Source organism: Rhodococcus sp. BH4, from assembly GCF_002079265.1.
GTDB lineage: Bacteria > Actinomycetota > Actinomycetes > Mycobacteriales > Mycobacteriaceae > Rhodococcus_F > Rhodococcus_F qingshengii.
This window is the reverse complement of record NZ_CP014941.1, coordinates 50918-68536: the sequence shown is the minus strand read 5'-3', so window position 1 is coordinate 68536 and position 17619 is coordinate 50918. Positions and strand designations below refer to the sequence as shown.

Annotated in this window: 22 protein-coding genes and 1 pseudogene; 8 read left to right on the top strand and 15 right to left on the bottom strand. The window is 61.4% G+C overall.

Going from position 1 to position 17619, the window contains the following annotated elements; translation table 11 throughout:
* Window positions 1-289: 289 nt before the first annotated feature.
* On the top strand, window positions 290-1729 hold the full coding sequence (locus tag A0W34_RS00365) for a phytoene desaturase family protein (protein WP_081557161.1): 1440 nt from the start codon (window positions 290-292) through the stop codon (window positions 1727-1729).
* Window positions 1730-1883: 154 nt separating this feature from the next.
* Here the strand turns inward: A0W34_RS00365 and A0W34_RS33060 are convergent, their stop codons facing one another.
* From A0W34_RS33060 to A0W34_RS32675, 5 genes are all read right to left on the bottom strand, one after another.
* Complete coding sequence (locus A0W34_RS33060) at window positions 1884-2261, bottom strand: DUF4192 family protein (protein WP_064688044.1); 378 nt, start codon at window positions 2259-2261, stop codon at window positions 1884-1886.
* A gap of 422 nt (window positions 2262-2683) precedes the next feature.
* Window positions 2684-3076 (bottom strand): hypothetical protein, encoded by a 393-nt coding sequence (locus A0W34_RS33330; protein WP_054781538.1) that lies wholly within the window; start codon window positions 3074-3076, stop codon window positions 2684-2686.
* A 787-nt stretch (window positions 3077-3863) separates the two neighbouring features.
* Entirely contained in the window at window positions 3864-5663 is a 1800-nt protein-coding gene (locus A0W34_RS00345; RefSeq protein WP_063315320.1) for an alkyl/aryl-sulfatase, read from the bottom strand.
* 847 nt (window positions 5664-6510) lie between these two features.
* Entirely contained in the window at window positions 6511-6753 is a 243-nt protein-coding gene (locus tag A0W34_RS33050; RefSeq protein ID WP_198035678.1) for a hypothetical protein, read from the bottom strand.
* Between the two features lie 479 nt (window positions 6754-7232).
* Complete coding sequence (locus A0W34_RS32675; protein ID WP_156888899.1) at window positions 7233-7400, bottom strand: hypothetical protein; 168 nt, start codon at window positions 7398-7400, stop codon at window positions 7233-7235.
* A 415-nt stretch (window positions 7401-7815) separates the two neighbouring features.
* On the opposite strand from A0W34_RS32675, the gene A0W34_RS00330 reads away from it, so the two are divergent.
* Entirely contained in the window at window positions 7816-8439 is a 624-nt protein-coding gene (locus tag A0W34_RS00330; RefSeq protein ID WP_223304630.1) for a DUF6328 family protein, read from the top strand.
* Window positions 8440-8947: 508 nt separating this feature from the next.
* Here the strand turns inward: A0W34_RS00330 and A0W34_RS00325 are convergent.
* Entirely contained in the window at window positions 8948-9187 is a 240-nt protein-coding gene (locus tag A0W34_RS00325) for a hypothetical protein (protein WP_042445260.1), read from the bottom strand.
* 538 nt (window positions 9188-9725) lie between these two features.
* On the opposite strand from A0W34_RS00325, the gene A0W34_RS33600 reads away from it, so the two are divergent.
* Window positions 9726-9851, top strand: a complete 126-nt coding sequence (locus A0W34_RS33600; RefSeq protein ID WP_256082775.1) for a hypothetical protein — start codon at window positions 9726-9728, stop codon at window positions 9849-9851.
* Window positions 9852-9919: 68 nt separating this feature from the next.
* On the opposite strand, the gene A0W34_RS33045 is transcribed toward A0W34_RS33600, so the two are convergent.
* The 5 genes from A0W34_RS33045 to A0W34_RS00305 form a co-directional block, all read right to left on the bottom strand.
* Entirely contained in the window at window positions 9920-10063 is a 144-nt protein-coding gene (locus A0W34_RS33045; protein WP_164490684.1) for a hypothetical protein, read from the bottom strand.
* A gap of 263 nt (window positions 10064-10326) precedes the next feature.
* Window positions 10327-10491 (bottom strand): hypothetical protein, encoded by a 165-nt coding sequence (locus A0W34_RS32670; RefSeq protein ID WP_156423042.1) that lies wholly within the window; start codon window positions 10489-10491, stop codon window positions 10327-10329.
* A 60-nt stretch (window positions 10492-10551) separates the two neighbouring features.
* Window positions 10552-10815, bottom strand: a complete 264-nt coding sequence (locus A0W34_RS00315; RefSeq protein ID WP_054781739.1) for a hypothetical protein — start codon at window positions 10813-10815, stop codon at window positions 10552-10554.
* A 320-nt stretch (window positions 10816-11135) separates the two neighbouring features.
* Window positions 11136-11522, bottom strand: a complete 387-nt coding sequence (locus tag A0W34_RS00310; protein ID WP_058036960.1) for a hypothetical protein — start codon at window positions 11520-11522, stop codon at window positions 11136-11138.
* Entirely contained in the window at window positions 11519-11977 is a 459-nt protein-coding gene (locus A0W34_RS00305; protein WP_058036959.1) for an Hsp20/alpha crystallin family protein, read from the bottom strand. Before A0W34_RS00305 ends, A0W34_RS00310 begins: the two co-directional genes overlap by 4 nt.
* Before the next feature lie 164 nt (window positions 11978-12141).
* Between A0W34_RS00305 and A0W34_RS00300 the strand changes: the two genes are divergently transcribed.
* Window positions 12142-12486, top strand: a complete 345-nt coding sequence (locus tag A0W34_RS00300; protein WP_054781737.1) for a MerR family transcriptional regulator — start codon at window positions 12142-12144, stop codon at window positions 12484-12486.
* A gap of 27 nt (window positions 12487-12513) precedes the next feature.
* Window positions 12514-12714 (top strand): hypothetical protein, encoded by a 201-nt coding sequence (locus A0W34_RS00295; RefSeq protein ID WP_042445278.1) that lies wholly within the window; start codon window positions 12514-12516, stop codon window positions 12712-12714.
* Between the two features lie 194 nt (window positions 12715-12908).
* Here A0W34_RS00295 and A0W34_RS00290 read toward each other — a convergent pair whose 3' ends face one another.
* Both A0W34_RS00290 and A0W34_RS00285 read right to left on the bottom strand, forming a co-directional pair.
* Entirely contained in the window at window positions 12909-13607 is a 699-nt protein-coding gene (locus tag A0W34_RS00290) for a GAF domain-containing protein (protein ID WP_054828089.1), read from the bottom strand.
* A 58-nt stretch (window positions 13608-13665) separates the two neighbouring features.
* Window positions 13666-14313, bottom strand: a complete 648-nt coding sequence (locus tag A0W34_RS00285) for a GAF and ANTAR domain-containing protein (RefSeq protein WP_075835087.1) — start codon at window positions 14311-14313, stop codon at window positions 13666-13668.
* Between the two features lie 269 nt (window positions 14314-14582).
* On the opposite strand from A0W34_RS00285, the gene A0W34_RS00280 reads away from it, so the two are divergent.
* Entirely contained in the window at window positions 14583-15350 is a 768-nt protein-coding gene (locus tag A0W34_RS00280; protein WP_198035677.1) for a GAF and ANTAR domain-containing protein, read from the top strand.
* A gap of 68 nt (window positions 15351-15418) precedes the next feature.
* Here A0W34_RS00280 and A0W34_RS33325 read toward each other — a convergent pair whose 3' ends face one another.
* Window positions 15419-15664 (bottom strand): ANTAR domain-containing protein, encoded by a 246-nt coding sequence (locus A0W34_RS33325; protein WP_308115469.1) that lies wholly within the window; start codon window positions 15662-15664, stop codon window positions 15419-15421.
* Window positions 15661-15786: pseudogene (locus A0W34_RS33320) on the bottom strand (thioredoxin-disulfide reductase); the annotation flags it as partial. The gene A0W34_RS33325 and the pseudogene A0W34_RS33320, both read right to left, overlap by 4 nt.
* A 534-nt stretch (window positions 15787-16320) precedes the next feature.
* Between A0W34_RS33320 and A0W34_RS00270 the strand changes: the two are divergent.
* Together A0W34_RS00270 and A0W34_RS00265 are read left to right on the top strand one after the other, a co-directional pair.
* Window positions 16321-16749, top strand: a complete 429-nt coding sequence (locus tag A0W34_RS00270) for an ATP-binding protein (protein ID WP_139799826.1) — start codon at window positions 16321-16323, stop codon at window positions 16747-16749.
* Entirely contained in the window at window positions 16746-17522 is a 777-nt protein-coding gene (locus tag A0W34_RS00265; RefSeq protein ID WP_054781731.1) for a SigB/SigF/SigG family RNA polymerase sigma factor, read from the top strand. Before A0W34_RS00270 ends, A0W34_RS00265 begins: the two co-directional genes overlap by 4 nt.
* The last annotated feature ends 97 nt before the right edge of the window (window positions 17523-17619 follow it).

Here is a 17619-nt window from a genome sequence, read left to right as displayed (position 1 = left end):
TGAACTGCGGCGATGCAGGGAGCCAGAAGGCCCCTCGACAGATTTCGGAGCTGCGTCTGTGCAGAGAAGTTCCGATTCACAGGATACCGAATCCGCAGGAAACAGGCGCGATGGGCGATGAATGCAACAACTGGCCGCAGCGATAAGAATCAGCTGCGGCCAGTGCGCCTCGAACTGTAACAAAAGTTGATCGATCAACCAAGGTCTAGGCCTGAATTGTTCGCTCGCAGAATGCCATCGCTGTAATTTCCGTAGGCTCACCCTTGAGAAGACGGGTGGCGAAGCGCAAATGACAACAGCAGTAGTGGTGGGCAGTGGCCCCAACGGTCTCGCGGCGGCGATCGAACTCGCCCGCGCCGGAATCGACGTCCATGTCATCGAGGGTGCGGACAAGATCGGTGGCGGTACCCGCAGCAGCGAATACATAGTCGACGGACTCGTCCACGACGATTGCTCCGCCTTCCATCCCACAGCTTTGGCGTCTCCCTACTTCAAGGCCCTCGACCGCGAATTCGGGCTCGCCAAGCACGGCCTGACGTGGCTGTGGCCCGAGATCCAACTGGTCCATCCACTCGACGACGGCACCGCCGGGGTTCTGTGGCGCGATATCAACCGGACCGCTGAGGGACTGGGTGTCGACGGTAAGAGGTGGCTCGACGTCTTCGGATACCTCTCCGAGAACTTCGACGAGTTGGTGCAGGACGTCTTCCAGCCGATCGTCCACGTCCCGAAGCACCCGCTGATGCTCGCCCGTTTCGGGACGGGCGCTCTGCTTCCCGCGACGGGTTTCGCTCGGATGTTCAAGACCCCACAAGCCCGGGCACTGTTCGGTGGCGTCGCGGCGCACATGTTCGGGACGCTCACCCTTCCCCTGGCCAGCGCTGTCGGCTCGATGCTCACTGCTGGAGCCCATGCTCACGGTTGGCCTGTGGCGCAAGGGGGTTCAGGATCAATTGCGGAGGCGCTCGCCTCGATCCTGCGCAGCCTCGGTGGCACCATCGAAACCGGGAACTGGGTGACCAACTACTCCCAGATCGCCGGTTACGACATCGTCATGCTCGACATCGCCCCCGATGCGGCCGGGCGCCTGCTCGACGGCCGGCAGCCCGACCGCATCGCCCGGGCCTACCGCAAATTCCGCTACGGCACCGCCGCCTACAAGGTCGACTACGCCGTGCGTGGTGATTCCGACGGAAGCGTCGTGCCGTGGACGAATCCGCATGCCCGCAAGGCCGGCACCCTGCACCTGTCCGGGACGATTTCGCAAACTGCTGCTGTCGAATGTCAGACCGTGCGGGGTCAGATGCCGGACAAGCCCTTCATTCTGTTGGGCCAGCAGTTCTTGGCCGACCCCTCCCGATCTGTGGGAGACATCCACCCGGTCTGGGCGTATGCGCATGTGCCGCATGGCTATCCGGGTGACGCCACCGATGCGATCACGAGTCAGATCGAGCGTTTTGCGCCGGGGTTCCGGGAGCGGATCGTGGGCGTCCACGTGCGCAATGTGCCGCAGATGCAGGCGTACAACCCCAACTATGTGGGCGGCGACATCTCCGCGGGGGCGAACACTGCGCGGCAGATCATCGCGCGCCCCCGGTTCGGACTGGACCCCTATGCCACCGGCGCCCCGGGCGTCTACCTCTGCTCGTCCGCAACTCCGCCGGGCGGCGGGGTTCACGGGATGGGTGGGTTCAATGCCGCGCGGGCGGCGCTGAAGTCTCGGGGTTGAGGCGTCCCCGATGGGGACGACATTTCGGACAAACGACTTCTGAATGGTCACCTAACCCAGTCAGCCAACACGGACGAAACGAAGATGCCCGGCCCATGGCCGAAGCGAACCCACGAAAGGGCAACTAATGGCATGAGACGCAGGACATGCAGTGCTAATCAGGCACCTCGCCGTTGGTGTCGAACCACCCCGCTCCGACCTCAAGAGACTCCGAGAAAAGGGTGCGGACGCTGCGGATTCCCCTGCTGTCGAGCTCGCGCTGAGCTGCCTCGATCTGATCGAGTCCGGCGGCTGCCACCGGACCGGCGCCGACGACAACCCAGATAACCGACGTGGCTGCGGCTTGCTCGAGTGCGGTGCTGTAGTCGGCTGCCGCATCGGCACCGATGACATCGGTGCGCGCAGCGAACGCGAGCATGGCCGGTGATCCGGTGAGAGCGATCATCACGACGGAACTGACGGGGACGAATCCGAGCAACGCCGGGATTGCGGCCAAGACGTCGGTGGCGGTCCTCAAACGGATGTTCTGCATGTCGTTCCCCTTGCTGTGAAAGTGACCGGGCCTCGTGCCCCGCCAATTTTTTTCGCCTTCTGGCAAAGGAGAATCGCGTCGGCATGAGGGGGCTGGAGTGCCACCCCTGGGCCGAGAAAATTTTGACGGGAGCTTGCGAGTGGCGAAAATTTCTCGGAGCCATCGGCCGGCGCTTGCGCCGCCAGGGGTTGCGCGCAGGTCACCGCCGACGAGAATCGGAAGGCCAGAAGGAGAAACAAATCAATGCTTTTTCACAGAACGGAGCGCAGCGGAGTTCATGTCGGGGGACACCGAAGGTGGCCGGCCGCCGGGCAGGCGTCACCTTTCCACCGGCCGCGTGCAGTCGCAGCACTCCCACTGCCCACCGACCCGGGTACAGGTGCGGCGTTGCTCGCACAACCAGCACCGTTGATTGCGTCGGGTCAACAACTGCGCTCCGGTCGCGGCGGGCCGTGGGGTTCGGTGGTCTCGGTGCACTCTCGCTCGGATACGGGCCTGATCATGTCGCCGAAGATGCGGCGGCACTGCGAGCAGATTTCTCCGTCCTCGGCCACGATATTCGGGCATCCCGCGAGAACGCATCCGGTGAACATCTGCGGATCCACCATCGTCTCTGCCCTCGGCGCGTTCACCATCGGAATCGGATTCCGTGCAGTGCGGCGGCGCGCTCGACTCGGCCGTAAACCCGATTCACCCGTGAGGGTGCGATCTGTCCGGCGTCCTAGGCGCGGCGGGTCGCGACGGCGAGCATGGGCGACAGCTTCGCGGGCGGTCACTTCGTGCGCGAGGGTGAGCCACCCGATTTCGGCTTGCATCCCTCCCAATCCGACAAACGGTACCGATGAACGGTCGAAGATTACGCCCCCGCTGTCAACGATGGCCAGGGTAAACTCCGTATGAGCAGGCGTGCCAGTACAAAGGCTGCGGCAATCGCGGAACCGGTGGAGATCCCCTCCCAAAGGCTGCTACTCATGGCGCCGACAACCACACCGGAGAGGCTTCCCGCTGACAGCGCAAACACGCCGTCGAAACGCGCCGGACGATTTTGATGCATGCCGTCAACTCTCACCTCAAAATAGAAATCCTCGCGACGGCGCGGATGAAGACCGTGATCGACAGTCGCTATGCCCCTGCTCATTTGGCGCCAGAGCGTCATCTACGCCGGGTTTTCGAATGCTAATTCGACGGCTGGAGTGGCTATTTTGCCTTCCTTTGGGCCTCGAATGCCGCACTAGCGCCGAGCTGGACATGGTGTTGCGTTATCCCCGTACTGATGTCTACCCATTCGGGAGCCGTCTAGTCACCGAAAGTTACTTCGGCTAAGCCGTTGCCCGCAATCGGAACTGTTGTGGACATCGAGCGACCCGCAGAATCGACGCCCACGGATGCGCTGACCGCCGCCAGCAGGTGTCGCTGTGATTTCGGTGGCGAGGGCATGGCTGATGCACGCCGCTAGCACCACGTTCCTGCGATAGCTCTCGCGAGCCACGCCGATTCGGGGCCCGTACTTCGCGGCGCGCCCAAAGCAGTTCGGTAGGCGAGATAGTAAGCGGGGTGGTTGGCGTATTCGCCAAAAGAAATCCGGCTCGTAATGTTCGTGCGTTATGGCGTGACGATCGGGAATGCAGGATCTGGTCGGTCGGTCAGGGCAACAATTCTGCTGATCGTCGTAGCGTCCCCGTCCATCGCGATACCGTCGCTACCAGAGCCGGACAGCAGACCGAGCAGCTGCGACTTCGTCAGTGTCACTACGAGATCAGCCGGATCGGACCGCCCCGTGGGGTAATGGATCAGTACGCCATTCGAAAGCTCCATTCGATACGACTGGTCGACGTCGGTGAAGTGCCAGCGGATCGTCGCTGTCGTGTCCCACGCCTTCGGACCGTTGATCCGGATGGCAACACTGTCGAAGACTTGGGTGATGGTGAGCGCGGACGCCATCCCGGCGGCGCTGACTTCAGCGGGGTGCGGCGGACCATCGACTTCGCTGGCCCCGACGAGATAGTTGTTTCGCCACGTTGCGCACTCGGAACCGTAACCAAGACGTGTCAACGCTTCGGCCAGAACCGCTTTCGCGCCGGCATGGCCCGGATCGGCGAACACCGCGTGGCTTGCCAGCTCAGCGGCAAAGCGTAAGTCCCCTTCATCGGCGAACTCGCGGGCCCGCGCGACGGCCGCCTCGATGCCTCCGATCGCGCGGACGTAGCGTGCACCGGCTCCTTCCGGCGGGTGCTGCCAGAGGTGCGCGGGGTTGCCGTCGTACCACCCGAGGTAGCGCTGGTAGATCGCTTTCACATTGTGGCTGACTGATCCGTAGTACCCATGGGTGTGCCACGCCGCGTCGAGGGCCGGCGGCATTTCGAAGTCTTCGGCGATCTCGCTGCCGACGAGACCTTGATTGAGCTGGCGCAACGTCTGATCGTGGAGGTAGGCGTAGAGATCACGCTGCTCGGTCAAGTATCCGATCAGATTGTCGGTGCCCCAGGTAGGCCAATGATGCGAGGCGAAGGCGACGTCTGAATCGTAGCCGAACATCTCGATTGCCTCGGCAAGGTAGCGCGACCAGTTACGGGCGTCGCGCACCTCCGCACCACGCAACGTCAGGAGGTTATGCAAATTGTGAGTTGCGTTCTCCGCCAGGCACAATGCACGGTGGTCGGGGAAAAAGAAGTTCATTTCCGAGGGAGCCTCGGTACCGGGAGTGACTTGGAAAATCATGCGCACGCCGTCGAATGTTTCTTCCTGGCCGGTGTGCGTGATGTCCAACGTCGGTGCAAGGAGTCCGACGGTTCCAGTCGACGTACTGGGCCCCAGGCCCGCGCCCAGTGTTCCGTCCGCCCCTACCGGAAGCACGATGCCGGTGTGGAACATCCCGCGCCGCAACATCGCTCCGCCCGCATAGACGTTCTCGGAGACCGCGTGTTCGAGGAAATGTTCAGGAGCGATGATCGGCACCGTCGTGTCAGCATCGACAACGCCGAGCACCCCACCGAAGTGGTCTATGTGTGAATGGGTATAGATGACTGCGGTGACCGGGCGGTCGCCACGGTGCTCTCGATACAGTGCCAGACCGGCCGATGCGCATTCGGCGGAGACGAGCGGATCGATCACGATCACGCCGGTGTCGCCCTCCACGAGAGTCATGTTGGACAGGTCGTAACCGCGGATCTGGTAAATGCCGCCGGTGACCTCGAATAATCCGTGGATCGCAGTCAGCTGCGCTTGACGCCACAAGCTGGGGTTCACTGTGTCAGGACAATCTCCTGATGTCGCCTGGGCGAATCCTGCTGCGTCGTACACAATCCGACCGTCGCCGGCGCGAACCTGCGCGGGCTCGAGGGTTGCAACCAGTCCACGGCCGGCATTGTCGAAATCGGTGCGGTCGGCGAAATCAGCGGGCATCAGGACTCCTCAAGAGACGGTCGGCGGTTCCGAATCGAGAACACAAAACGTAGGCCGGAATTCAAGAACGCAGGTCGGAGTTCAAGATTGGCAATGTGCACGAATGAATCACAGGCCGACTCCATCCCTTACCTTCAGAATGCGAACTCTTCGCCCCATCGTCGCGACAACACCGCCAGCGGACATCACCCGAAGTGGATGAACCCGTACGCCACCGAGGGCTGGATCCTCAGTGCCCCATACAACGGCTGGGATCAGGTCAGACCGGCGCTAGGTTGGGGACCCGGCCTGGCCAAGTTGTGACCGGTTCCCATCGAACGCCACCCGTGCTGAGCACACAACACGAATGACCAACTACATGTCGGTTCCGACCCCTCGATCGAATCCGACTCATCGAACGTATTCGGCAAGCATCAGGCAAACTCGCAAATTGGACAGAAATCCACCAAACGAACGAAGGTGACCCCGCCCTCAGGGTGAGATCAGGGTCCGATTTCGATGTACAGAGGAAGGGCCCACCCCCGGCGAGTCGACAGCCGGAAGGCAGGCCGTGCGCGACTGAACTGACCACTCAGAATCGCCGCAGCAAAGAAATGATAGCCAATTCCGTCGTTACGCAAACCCCGCCTCAGTAGCTCGTGACCGCTGATCCATTGAGGTTCTGTCCTGGACGGAGAAGGATTTGGGTATGGATGCGGAAGAGGAGCAGCGACTGATTGCTCACGCGACTTCGCGCTTGAAAGTCCGATATCCGGGTTTGGCTTGTATCAGGTTTGGGATGGCACCGAGCGGATCGCGGTGGCGATTGTCGTAGCCCGATCGATTGCAACGTGACTGTTGTTTCCCACTACAGGTTTCGGCACAGAGTACTGCGGGCGGTGTTCAGCACTTCGGCGATCTCGGTCATGGATACGCCGTCGCCCTTCATTTTGGTCGCCTGCCGTTTCTTCCCTGGGGTCGGCGAGGACGACGCAACATCGCGAGCCCACTCGCCGACGTTCGAGGACCCGCGGGTCGCACTCGCGCCATCGCCACCGCGATCCGTACCGGGATCGAACAGCACGTAAGAAGCGATGTCATCGAAGAGCATATCGCTGCGGCCGAGGCTGCGGGACGTCCGCTCTCACTCTGGTAGCGCCAACACTCGATACTGACGATTTACGTTCACCGTGGATGTATTTCATTGCAGTGCATCGACTTTCATATATAGAATGACATAATATAAGTTATCGGTGAACGATACGGCTGGGATTCTGTCGAGCTGCAACAGATCTGCCCCCGAACGGACCACTCGGCAGGGACGGTCAGCTGTGGCGGCTCGACAGTGCCGCAACCGTAACCCCGGCTCTGCACATCAGAGCCGGGGCAGTGAAACGCCATCTGCGTTGAGCACACAACTCAGATGACCCTCTTTCGATGCGCGGCCAGTTATCCGCCCCGCACCTTCCATTACAAACCGCACAATCGGTATGCATTGCCTGAATCCTTTCGGGTAATCAGGCAAAGCTGTACGCCGCCGACAAATGAAATAGTCTGTGCGCTAGTACTTTCGGATTATCGAACTCCGTACTAATGGTTGTTGGCCATTCGGCGATAGTCGGTCTGGCGACCGACCAATTCGTCGTGCACGATCTCTAGCCGGATCTGCTCACATCGGTTTCGTTTCGTGAGATTCTCGAGTCGATGCAGCTCCTCGACCAACTCTGTCTCCGTCATCGCCTTTCTGACATCCTTCATCCGTTGAGCGCCTCCCGAACTCGTTGTTTCGTATCGGCGTACCCCAGGTCGGTGATCCCGTAATCAAGTCAGGGAGTCGGGCACATTGGCTGCTGAACCGTAGGGCTGTTGAGGCGATTGCCCGTAAGGCTGATGCGGGTCTGGACCATACGAATTGGGTCCTGCGAAGGCAGCGTCATGATGACTTCCTTCGGCTCTGCGCACACCCATCACCTGGGGGCTCTCCCATAGGACTACCAGAGCAACGCCCCCATACGGGCAGCTTGCGAAAACCCGCTACCTCAACCACACGACGATCCCAACGAACAACTCACCACAGGAATCACTGCCTACCCTTCACGTGGCAGGTGCCCAGCCCTGCGCGTGGCACGGGGAAGCCTGTTTTCCGCACGCACTGAGCGGGTAGCTCACCCAGATGAGCACCGGACACGCACCAACCGGCGACGGAGCCCGGCCGCAACGCCCACGCCCCGAACCGCGTCCCGAGGCCACTGCACCGCCACGCGCCGATTCAGAATGGAACTATCGCGTCCGCCACGAGACACCCACCCAACGTCTCGACCGCAACTGGTCCCACATCCTCCAAGAGCTCCGGGTAGTCCAGACCGGCATGCAGATCCTCACCGGCTTCCTCCTGACATTGCCCTTCCAACAACGCTTCTCGGATCTACAAGCTTTCGAGAAGGACTTGTATCTGATCACGCTGGCAATGTCTACGGCAGCGACGATCGTGCTCGTATCACCTGTCGCCATGCACCGCCTACTCTTCAGGCGTCACGCCCTCCCCGTCCTCGTCGAGCAGGGTCAACGATTCGCCGTCACCGGCCTTCTCCTACTCGGCGGCGCACTGACTGGCGTTCTCACCCTGACTTTCGATGTAGTCGTCAACAAAAGCACAGGCCTGATCGCCGGCGGCTGCGCCGTACTTCTGGCAATCACATTGTGGTGCTGCTACCCACTTCTCTTCGCACACCAACTGCATCTCGGCCGCCCCGAGAAACAACCCGACGAACCACAGCACCCACGCAACCACCATTAGACCGCGGATGCTGACGCATCACGCATCCGAATACACCACCGCCGATGTTTCAGCCCGCCGGCCCCTCGGTAACTACCCCACGCGGCGAACGGTTCGGTGAGTCGCACACAGGCCCTCACCCGCACTCTGTCACTCACGACGGTGGACACCTGACCCGAACAAACCGCACTCCAACACTTTTTGGTGTCGCCAACCGCACCGAAACGGGCGACGCACCGCCGCGCCTCCTATCCCCGAACGCTGCGACAGGCATCCCTCAACCGGCGAAAGGTTGTTCGGCTGCGAGTCGAGTGCGATGCTGCATCCCCCGAAGACCCGACCGTCACCACCGCATACCGGAAGTTCGGATCCGCCACACCCAGCCGATCAGCGCTCCCGGAAGTCCAGGCGCGCAACGACAGCCAACCCTATACACAACACGATCACCAGCACTGCAACATTGATCATCACGATCTCCCCTCTGGCAACCGTGTGGGGTCAGTCAGTCCCAACGCACGGTGAACCAGACTCATACGGCAGTCTGGGCGAGCCTGTCGAGAAGCAACTTCTTCCCGATCTCCGCACCCTTGGGGCTCTCGCTCTGGGCTTTACGGAACAGATCGGCCACTTCGCCGTCCCCGTCACGCTCGGCATCGTCGATGTAGGTCTGCATACGCAACGCATTACTCAACGACGCTTCGACGAACCAGATCAAGTTGTAGTCCTTGTCCCGTGTACCCGTCGCCGCACCGGATTCCAGCCCACTCATGGCCCTCTCTCCTTCTCTATTCCCGCCGACTTTCCCCTGTCCATGGCCATACCCCGCACAGACGACGTCCACGCGGCGCATCGGCAATCGTCAACGAACACCGCCCCCCACTCCCGGGAGAATCCGCGGCCGCCGACAGAACTGACGTGTACGCGCATCAGTCCTGACGCTGCACCGGTTTCACCATCCGCCTTGCCGGGTAATCCGCCCTGACGGCGGAACGCTGCCCAGGCAACGAGTCGCCGAACAGGGCCCTTCCCGGCAAGCACCAACCGGTAACGGCCCGCGCGCATCCCACACGACGCGAGCCAACGGGATACGCCCGATTCGTCGGCTGCCGTCACCAGCAGCCGGCGAATCGCCCACACCCAGCGAAACCCCCGAAAAGGTCGCCCGCAACCGGTCACACCTCGCTGACCGGAACTCCGCACACTGTGCTCTACGACAAAATTCGCCTCGCGGATAATCAGCAGCTGCGATTGGATAACATCCTCGTACGCAGCACCCGCAGAACACTGCCCCTACCTCGGCATCGCCGGTGAGAGCCGAGCCCGGGACGCACGCCGACTCTCAGCAGGCCTGCCGATGGATCGCCGCCACCGCGTGCACCGACGACGACGTCGCCCACATGCGCCGCCGCTACGGTTTCCCCACCGCACCCTGACCCGCGAACTCCCGGGGCTCGGCCACGGATCGACCTACTGCCGCTCCCAACTCGGTCCCAGCCGATACTCAGGACTTTGTTCCGGTGCCTTTCGGAACGAGAGCGCCTCGGTCGGCGTACATCGACTCGATACGAGCCTTGATCTCGGCAGTACTCATCGAACCGCTGTGCACAGCCGGCCACGAGTTCGATCTCGAAGTCTGAACGTTCATCTGAAAGGTCCTTCACACATTGAGGATTGAAGATTAGAAGCGGTTCGGCCGAACGGCGTCAGACCACACGACATGAGCCGGGTAGGTCCGTCTGATCGTTCGTCAGTAACGACCAGACGGACCCTGCACGCCCTTGCCGACGGGAAGGACGCACAACTGCACTCCGCCAACGGCGTCGATAGATTCCAGACGGGGAACTATCGACCCCCACCGGCGGACACACGCCACCGCCCATGGCGGGTGGGATTGCGCTCTCGACGAATCTACGCAGCGTGCAGAATCCGAGAAGAGGCGTCCTCGATACTCCGATTCGGTGTCATCGTCGACGTCGCGGCACCCGCGCTGCCCCCTGTGACGACCTGACGCCACCACGCTTCACGTTCCTCGGATTCCGGCCACACCACCACATCGAGGTCATCGACATCCATGCGAGTACTCCTTCATGTCCTCTGACCACCTGTTACCCCGCCTACGGTCCTGTAAACCCTTCACAGCTTCGACGTCGGATCGACCGTCGACTCCGCCACCAGCGCCGGGCTCGGCATGCCGATCTTCGGGCACCATGTGCCGCGGTGCCCGCCGGGAGGCAGTTTCGTGGGCAACAACGCCCCGAGGTGGTCGTAGCGCTGGACATGCAATCCCCCACTACTACCGCCGTTGGCCGCCGTCGCCGCCACGATCGCCTCGTTGTCCGAATCGAAGAACTCCTCGGCGGTCGATCCGTCCGCGAACGTGAACCTGTACCGTTCCATCACGCAACCTCGCCGTCTGTCGAAAGAAGCTGGTAGACCGAAAATAACTCGTAGACATTGTGTTCGGACGAAACTCTGCACGGTATGCGTTCACGCTGCGCGCCGGAAAAGATGATTGCCGAGCCGGTCACACCTCTCGCACTTTCTACCGTCCAAGGCCTGTACCCGCTGCTGCTCGGTACTCGCAAAAGACGTCACAGTGTGTGAGCGTCTCGGCAACCACCGCGCAAGAACCCACGGACCCTGCCCGCAAGTCCTCACACCCGAGGGTCCCCCGCTGCGCCGTCGAGGGCCGGGCAACGAGAAACCCGCCCACGCCCCTAACCCTGTGGAGGGGAGCGTTGGGTCGCCCGAGGCCGCATCACCGGAACCCGATACGTATACCGGGACATCATGATCGGCGGGGCCACCAAGCCGGGGTCGAGGGTGCAGCCGGCAATCCGGGTGAGCAACACCCACGCCGCCGGAGTGAGCGCATCGGCGAGAATCCGATCCGAATCCTCCACCACGGCAGCATATTCCAGTTCGTGCCAGAGGCGGATACCCAGCCTCTCCCACTCCGAGTCGCCGCGCCGACCCCTGCCGGCTACTTCACGCTCATCCTCGGCGATGCGGTCGATCTCGACGTCATCGACCCCAGTCATTGTCGCTGCACCCTCTCGAAACCTGCTGTTGTGGACTGCGGACTGTTCCGGCGTGCTGTTCACGCATCGAGCTGCTTGCTCTCCTGCTTGTGGCCCACCTCCTTGCTGCTCCCGTTGCTGTTCCCGGCGCTGCTGATCTCGATCTTGCGGGGCTTGGCCCGCTCCGCGAGCGGGATCGTCAACCTCAGTACGCCCGCGTCGTAGCCGGCCTCGATATTGTCGGTGTCGAGGTTCTCGCCCAGGAACAGTTGACGACTGAATACCCCGCGCGGGCGCTCAGCGGCAATCATCTCCGCCTCGCTGGCGCGAACCGGCCGCTCGGCGTGCACCGTCAACACGTTGCGGTCCACATCGAGGTCGAGTGAATCCGGGTCCATGCCGGGAAGATCGAACTCGACGACGAACTGCTCACCTTCCTGCCATGCATCCATCGGCATCACCGCCGGCTGCGAAGCAGTACCCAACAGCTGTCGGGTCAGGCGGTCAAGGTCACGGAAAGGATCGGTGCGCATCAACATTTTCGGTCACCTCCAGGAAAAGTCACTGGAACCGTTCACTGACTACCACCACCGCATCCACCGAACTTCTACAGTAGATGCTGTAGATTTGGTATATCATCAAACACACATCGGATCAAGAGCTTGCCCGCAGATATCGAAATTTCTTTGATGGGAGGACCATCATGGCGCGCAACCCCGCTATCGCCGAACCCCCTGGCCTGTACGCGATCTCGGTGACATCGGAGCTCTCCGGATTCACCGCCGGCACGCTGCGACTCTACGAACAGTACGGCCTGATCACCCCCGCCCGCACCCGCGGCGGTACCCGCCGCTACAACGACGAGGACCTTACTCGTCTGGGCCGCATCACAGAACTCATCGCCGACGGCATCAACCTCGTCGGCATCAAACGAGTCCTCGAACTCGAAGACAGCACCGCCCTACTACGCCGCGACAACACCCGGCTACGCGCAGACAACGCCCACCTACGCCGGAAAAACACACACGACACAGAGAAACGTCCGTGATCGCCCGACAGAGAAAGGGCCACCGCCATGGAAGACAACCGCATTCGCTCAGCCCTCGACGCGACACCCGACACCGACTACCTCGAACAAACCATCCCAGCCGACCCGAATGCAGTGGATGCCGTCGACCTCGAAGCCCTCACCACGGAACTCGACACCCCATGGCCGGCGCCCGAGGGAGATCTGCTCGAACAATCGACACCCGCCCCGCTCGACGACGAACGCTGAAATTCCCTGTCCGACTGGTGCACTACACCAACCGGGCAGGGAACGCCCTGCCGACCCGAGGCATCTCTGTATCCGAATACGTTGTCTAACAGCTCTTTCGGGAACGACTGCACGACCGGGTCTGAGAGTGCATACGATACGAAAACTTCCCGGTAAGGATCACTTCATGCTCGTGCCACCTAGGAGGCTCTGCCTCACCGGGCATCCGGGTTCGCCAACACCAACGACGAGTACGCCCCGGCGCTGATCCCTCGTCGCCGCGCGTTCTCCGCCAACCGTGCAGTTGCGAGTTCGATCGAAATACCGTCGAGTTCGGCGATCATGCCGACTGCCTGTTCCACGTCGCCGCGGACCGCGATCAGCTTCTTGACCGCCGTCACCACCTGCGAATGACGATCCTGACGACTGTCCGTGGACAGAGTCAGAGCGGCCAAATCTGCCATCGACTGCCCGTATGCATTACTACGCTCCGCGCTGTGCCACGAATCGTGAGTAAAGACCACGAGTGATCCGAGCGATGTCCGACCCAACCTCATCGGAAAGCAGCGGCACCCGCCCAGCCCATGTTCGAGTCCTGAGCGACCGAATTTCCGCCACCGCTCCCCCACGTCTTTGAAGCTGTCGACCATCACAACCGCTCCGCTCTCAGCGCTCAGCGCAGCCGGACCCGATATGGCAAGAGTCCGGTCGGGAACGAACTCGGCATTTGCCGACTCCACCAACACATCGAGATAACCTTGCTCCCCGTTTCGCACCACGAGGACGCACCACACACCGCTCAGATTCTGTCTCGATCGCTCAACGATCGTCTCGAGTACACGCAGGGAATCGAAGTCGGTGGTGAGAAGATGAGTCACCTCGGCAATGCTCAATTGTATTGCGGGGGTGTTCATCCTGGGCTCCCATCGTCAAGTACTGCAGAGACATTGCGCGATCTTTCCGAATCAGATGTCATCCGTCGTCACCACCGTGTGCGAATCGGATCCGCCGATTCACGACATCTGCGGCGATCTCCCAAATCGGCCTCCCCGAGGAGTACGCGGCGGCTCGAAGCCGAGAAAGCGACTCTTCGACCGAGACACGAAGTTGGATCGCGATCATCCCGACTGCCTGGTTCACCTCGGGTCGGTGAAAGGCATTGACGAGCATCCCGGCGTCCAGATCACCGGTGACAGGAAGTTCGGCAAGAATCGCCATCGAAATCGCAGCGGCACTCGCAGTCGCCAATTCGATCTGCTCGTCGTCGAGGCCAATGGGATCGAGACGGTACAGTTCGAGCACACCGAAGACATCACCTCCGCCCCTGAGCGGAAAGGCGAACACCGATCCGACACCGGCTTTGTCTGCCTCGCTGGCAAACCCCGGCCAGATGTCATTGGCGGAATCACTGGAAGTGTCGTTGCAGAACATCGGTCGCTCAGTTGTAAATGCATCAACGCACGGACCGTCACCGCCGGTGAACTGTAGTTCGTCGAGATGTTGTGCCACCGAGTCCGTCGCGTACATCAATTCCCTCGACGAAGAGCTGCTGAGCACTGTGATCGCCGCCCCTTGAACTTCCGCCAGCCTCAAACACTGTCGACACAGTTTCGCGGTCATCGGCAACTCGACTGATGCGCGGCGCCCTCTCTCACTTTCGGATTCGTCGGGAAATTCGGGTGTGTCCTGACTTCCTCTCGGATCTGCATTCACAGGACGCACCTCCTCAGTCGCCTTCACGGGACACACACGGCGCCTGGTCACTCCGATCCGGCGTAAAGTCGAGATTACCGAATAGAGGTACTTCTCAGGCGCGCGGCCGAGTCGGCCGCGTCGGTGCCACTTTTCGTTGGTGGACCACTTCCACCGCGCGGATCGGGCAAGAAATCATGAACTTCGACAGTTCTCATCCGCGCGCGCGACCGTCGGCCGCCTTCGTACGAGCACAAGGTCGCGAGCCGCGACTCATCGATCGCCTCGAACAATCTCTCTTCATACCGGCTGATTCCCCGGATCGAGTCGTGGAGTTGATGATTCGATGCACGATCGCCGCCGTCGAGTTGGTTGTCGGTGTTGATCACGCCGGTGTCACGGCATCCCTGGACAGCGAACCGTTCACCCTCGCCCCTACCGATGAACGTGTAGAAGAATTCGATCGCACGCAATATCTCCTCGGTGACGGACCCTGCCTGTCAGCATCGCGCACGGGTCGGTCGGTCCGAATGTCGGTCAAACAATTAGGCACACGGTGGCCAACTCTCGGCATTGCTGCGCGCAACGCCGGATTGGAAGGTTTTCTCGCGATACCACTGTTCAACGCCGACGTGCCGGTCGGGTCGCTGAACCTGTACTCGCATTCAGCGGTGGCAGAGACGGACCGGGACCGCGATCTCGTCGTCGTCATCGCCGAATATCTGGGAGCGGGGCTCGACGCCATCGCAACAGACCATCGACTCGAACATGCCGCCAACGCCCTGCGCCGAGGAATCGACTCACGTGCCGACATCGAACGAGCAGTCGGAATCTTAATGATCCGCCGCAATACAGACCCCCAGACCGCGCTTTCCGAACTACAGGCTTCAGCACGTCATCAGTCGCGGGATTTACTGGACGTTGCACGTCAGACAATCATTTCAGCCGACGACCAACGCACATAGAGCTTCCGATCGACCGGTCAGAACGCTGCGACGGCACGAAGCGGCGTGCCGTCGATAGGCGGGAGAACTCACCATCGCCGCGTTCGAGGGGCCTCGTCATCTCTAGGTGTGCGCACGCTCGCTAACAATTCCTCCGCGACGACCCTGACTTTCGTATTGGTACGTCGGGACGTCTCGACCAACATCGCGAACGCCCCATCCGCATCGACACCGTGCACCGCCATCAACACCCCCTTCGCCCCCTTCGCCTGATCGATCACCGCCCGCGAATCGAGAGCACGCTCAAAGTTCCTTTCGCTGGGTGTAAGAGTCAGACGGCGTCTACGGTATGGCCGGCCGAGTGGAACGTGTTGGCGGTGATGCCGCCGCTGTCGAGCAGCCAGCGTTCGGCGTCGATTGCTGCGGCGCATCCGGCGCGGACAGCGGTGATCGCCTGACCTGTCGGTGTTCGGTTCTGCCGGGGTATCACCGAAAGAAATGCCGCTTCGAGCGGCCGCTTGCCGATAAGCGCAAGACGGGCACCGATCCTGAAAAGCCACTGGACACCTTCGGTGCCGGCGGCTTCGTCATATCTGGGCCAGGGAGACGGGTTGCATCAGATGCAAGATTGATGCTTCTGATGTGGTGCCAATTGCCCTTCGTTTCCGGTGGTCAGTGTCGTCCGGGGAGGTCGACTGGCGGATGTGCAGGATTCGAAACGGGCGGTATTCATAGCCAGGAAGCCGCACCGCTATAGATCGTGGCTCCTCGTACGGGTTGCTGGGGATTTCCATTCCCCGGCGCTATACGCTCACTTCGATCGAGTCCTGTTGCAGAACCGTCAACAGCGTTAAGCTCGATGTTTGACCGCCGATCCACTGCGTAGTTGAAAACGGCTGGGCAGTTGAACGGTTTGTCAGGCTATGCGGGTGTGCGACCGTGGCTCTCACCAGGAGCAGCCTGCACCCCTCAGGTACAGGAGCACACTCACGTGACGTCCTTCGAGCGGGCCATCCTTTCACCGGCCGCAACGACACCTTCACTGTCCGTCTCCGCATCACCTGACCAACTCCCAGTACTGCGATCACTGATCCGGACCGTGGCCGCCCACTATGCACTCTCGCTGAGCAGGTTGTCAGACCTGGTCCTCGCGGCAGACGAAGCTGCAACCATTCTCATCTCCCGTGCTCTCCCCTTCAGCACCTTGACGTGCACATTCGACGGAAACGTCGCCACTGTGCAGGTAATCCTCTCGACGACAACGACGGGTCAGATCACCACGAGCACCTCGTCCTTCATATGGCACGTCCTTGACACTCTGGCCGACGGCGTAGTCCTCGAGCAGGTCCCGCCCACCCTTCCAGAGAAAAACTGGATGGCCACGATCACACTCACCAAGGCGTTGCAGGCGGGTTCGTGACCCCGCCCGGCCTCGAGGACAACGAGTACACGGAGGTCACCGCTCTGTTCGTGCGCCTTGCCGCCCTGCCCGCCGACGATCTCGATTTCGAACGGCTTCGCACCGAAATCATCGAAATCTGTCTGCCCCTCGCCGATCACATTGCCCGGCGGTATCGAGGACGAGGCCAGTCACACGAGGATCTCGTCCAAGTCGCCAGTCTGGGTCTGGTCAATGCAGTCAATCGCTTCGACCTTGCGAAAGGTAAAGATTTTCTGTCCTTTGCCGTCCCGACGATGATGGGTGAGGTGCGCAGGCACTTTCGTGACCGGGGTTGGGATGTCCGAGTTCCACGCTCACTCCAGGAGAATTACCTAAGCCTCAAAAGGTCGCGAGCCACGCTCACCCAGACTCTCGGTCGCGAGCCCACGATCCCCGAGCTCGCGGCAGATCTGGGTGTCGAACCGGCCGACATCGTGAACATCGCGGCGGCCGGAGATTCCTATCATTCCGCATCGCTAGACGCCGTCACTGCGCCCGACGGGGCGTCAATCGGAGACACGCTCGGCGAGTACGACGCCGCGCTCGACGGAATCGACAACCACGAAACCCTCCGGCCTGCGCTCCTCGCTCTGCCTGAACGCGAACGGACAATCCTCGTGTACCGGTTCTTCGGGGAACTGACTCAATCGGAAATCGCCGAGAAGGTCGGCCTTTCCCAGATGCATGTCTCACGATTGCTCAGCCGGTCTCTCGAGTCCCTGCGCCGCGAAATCGGCGAAGTCACCAATTGAGGGACGATGGGCACGAAACAGGACGGACAAGGAAGCTCGCCCCGGTCCGCGGTAACTCGAAGGACTCACTCGACTGCTTTCGGATGATGGTGTGATG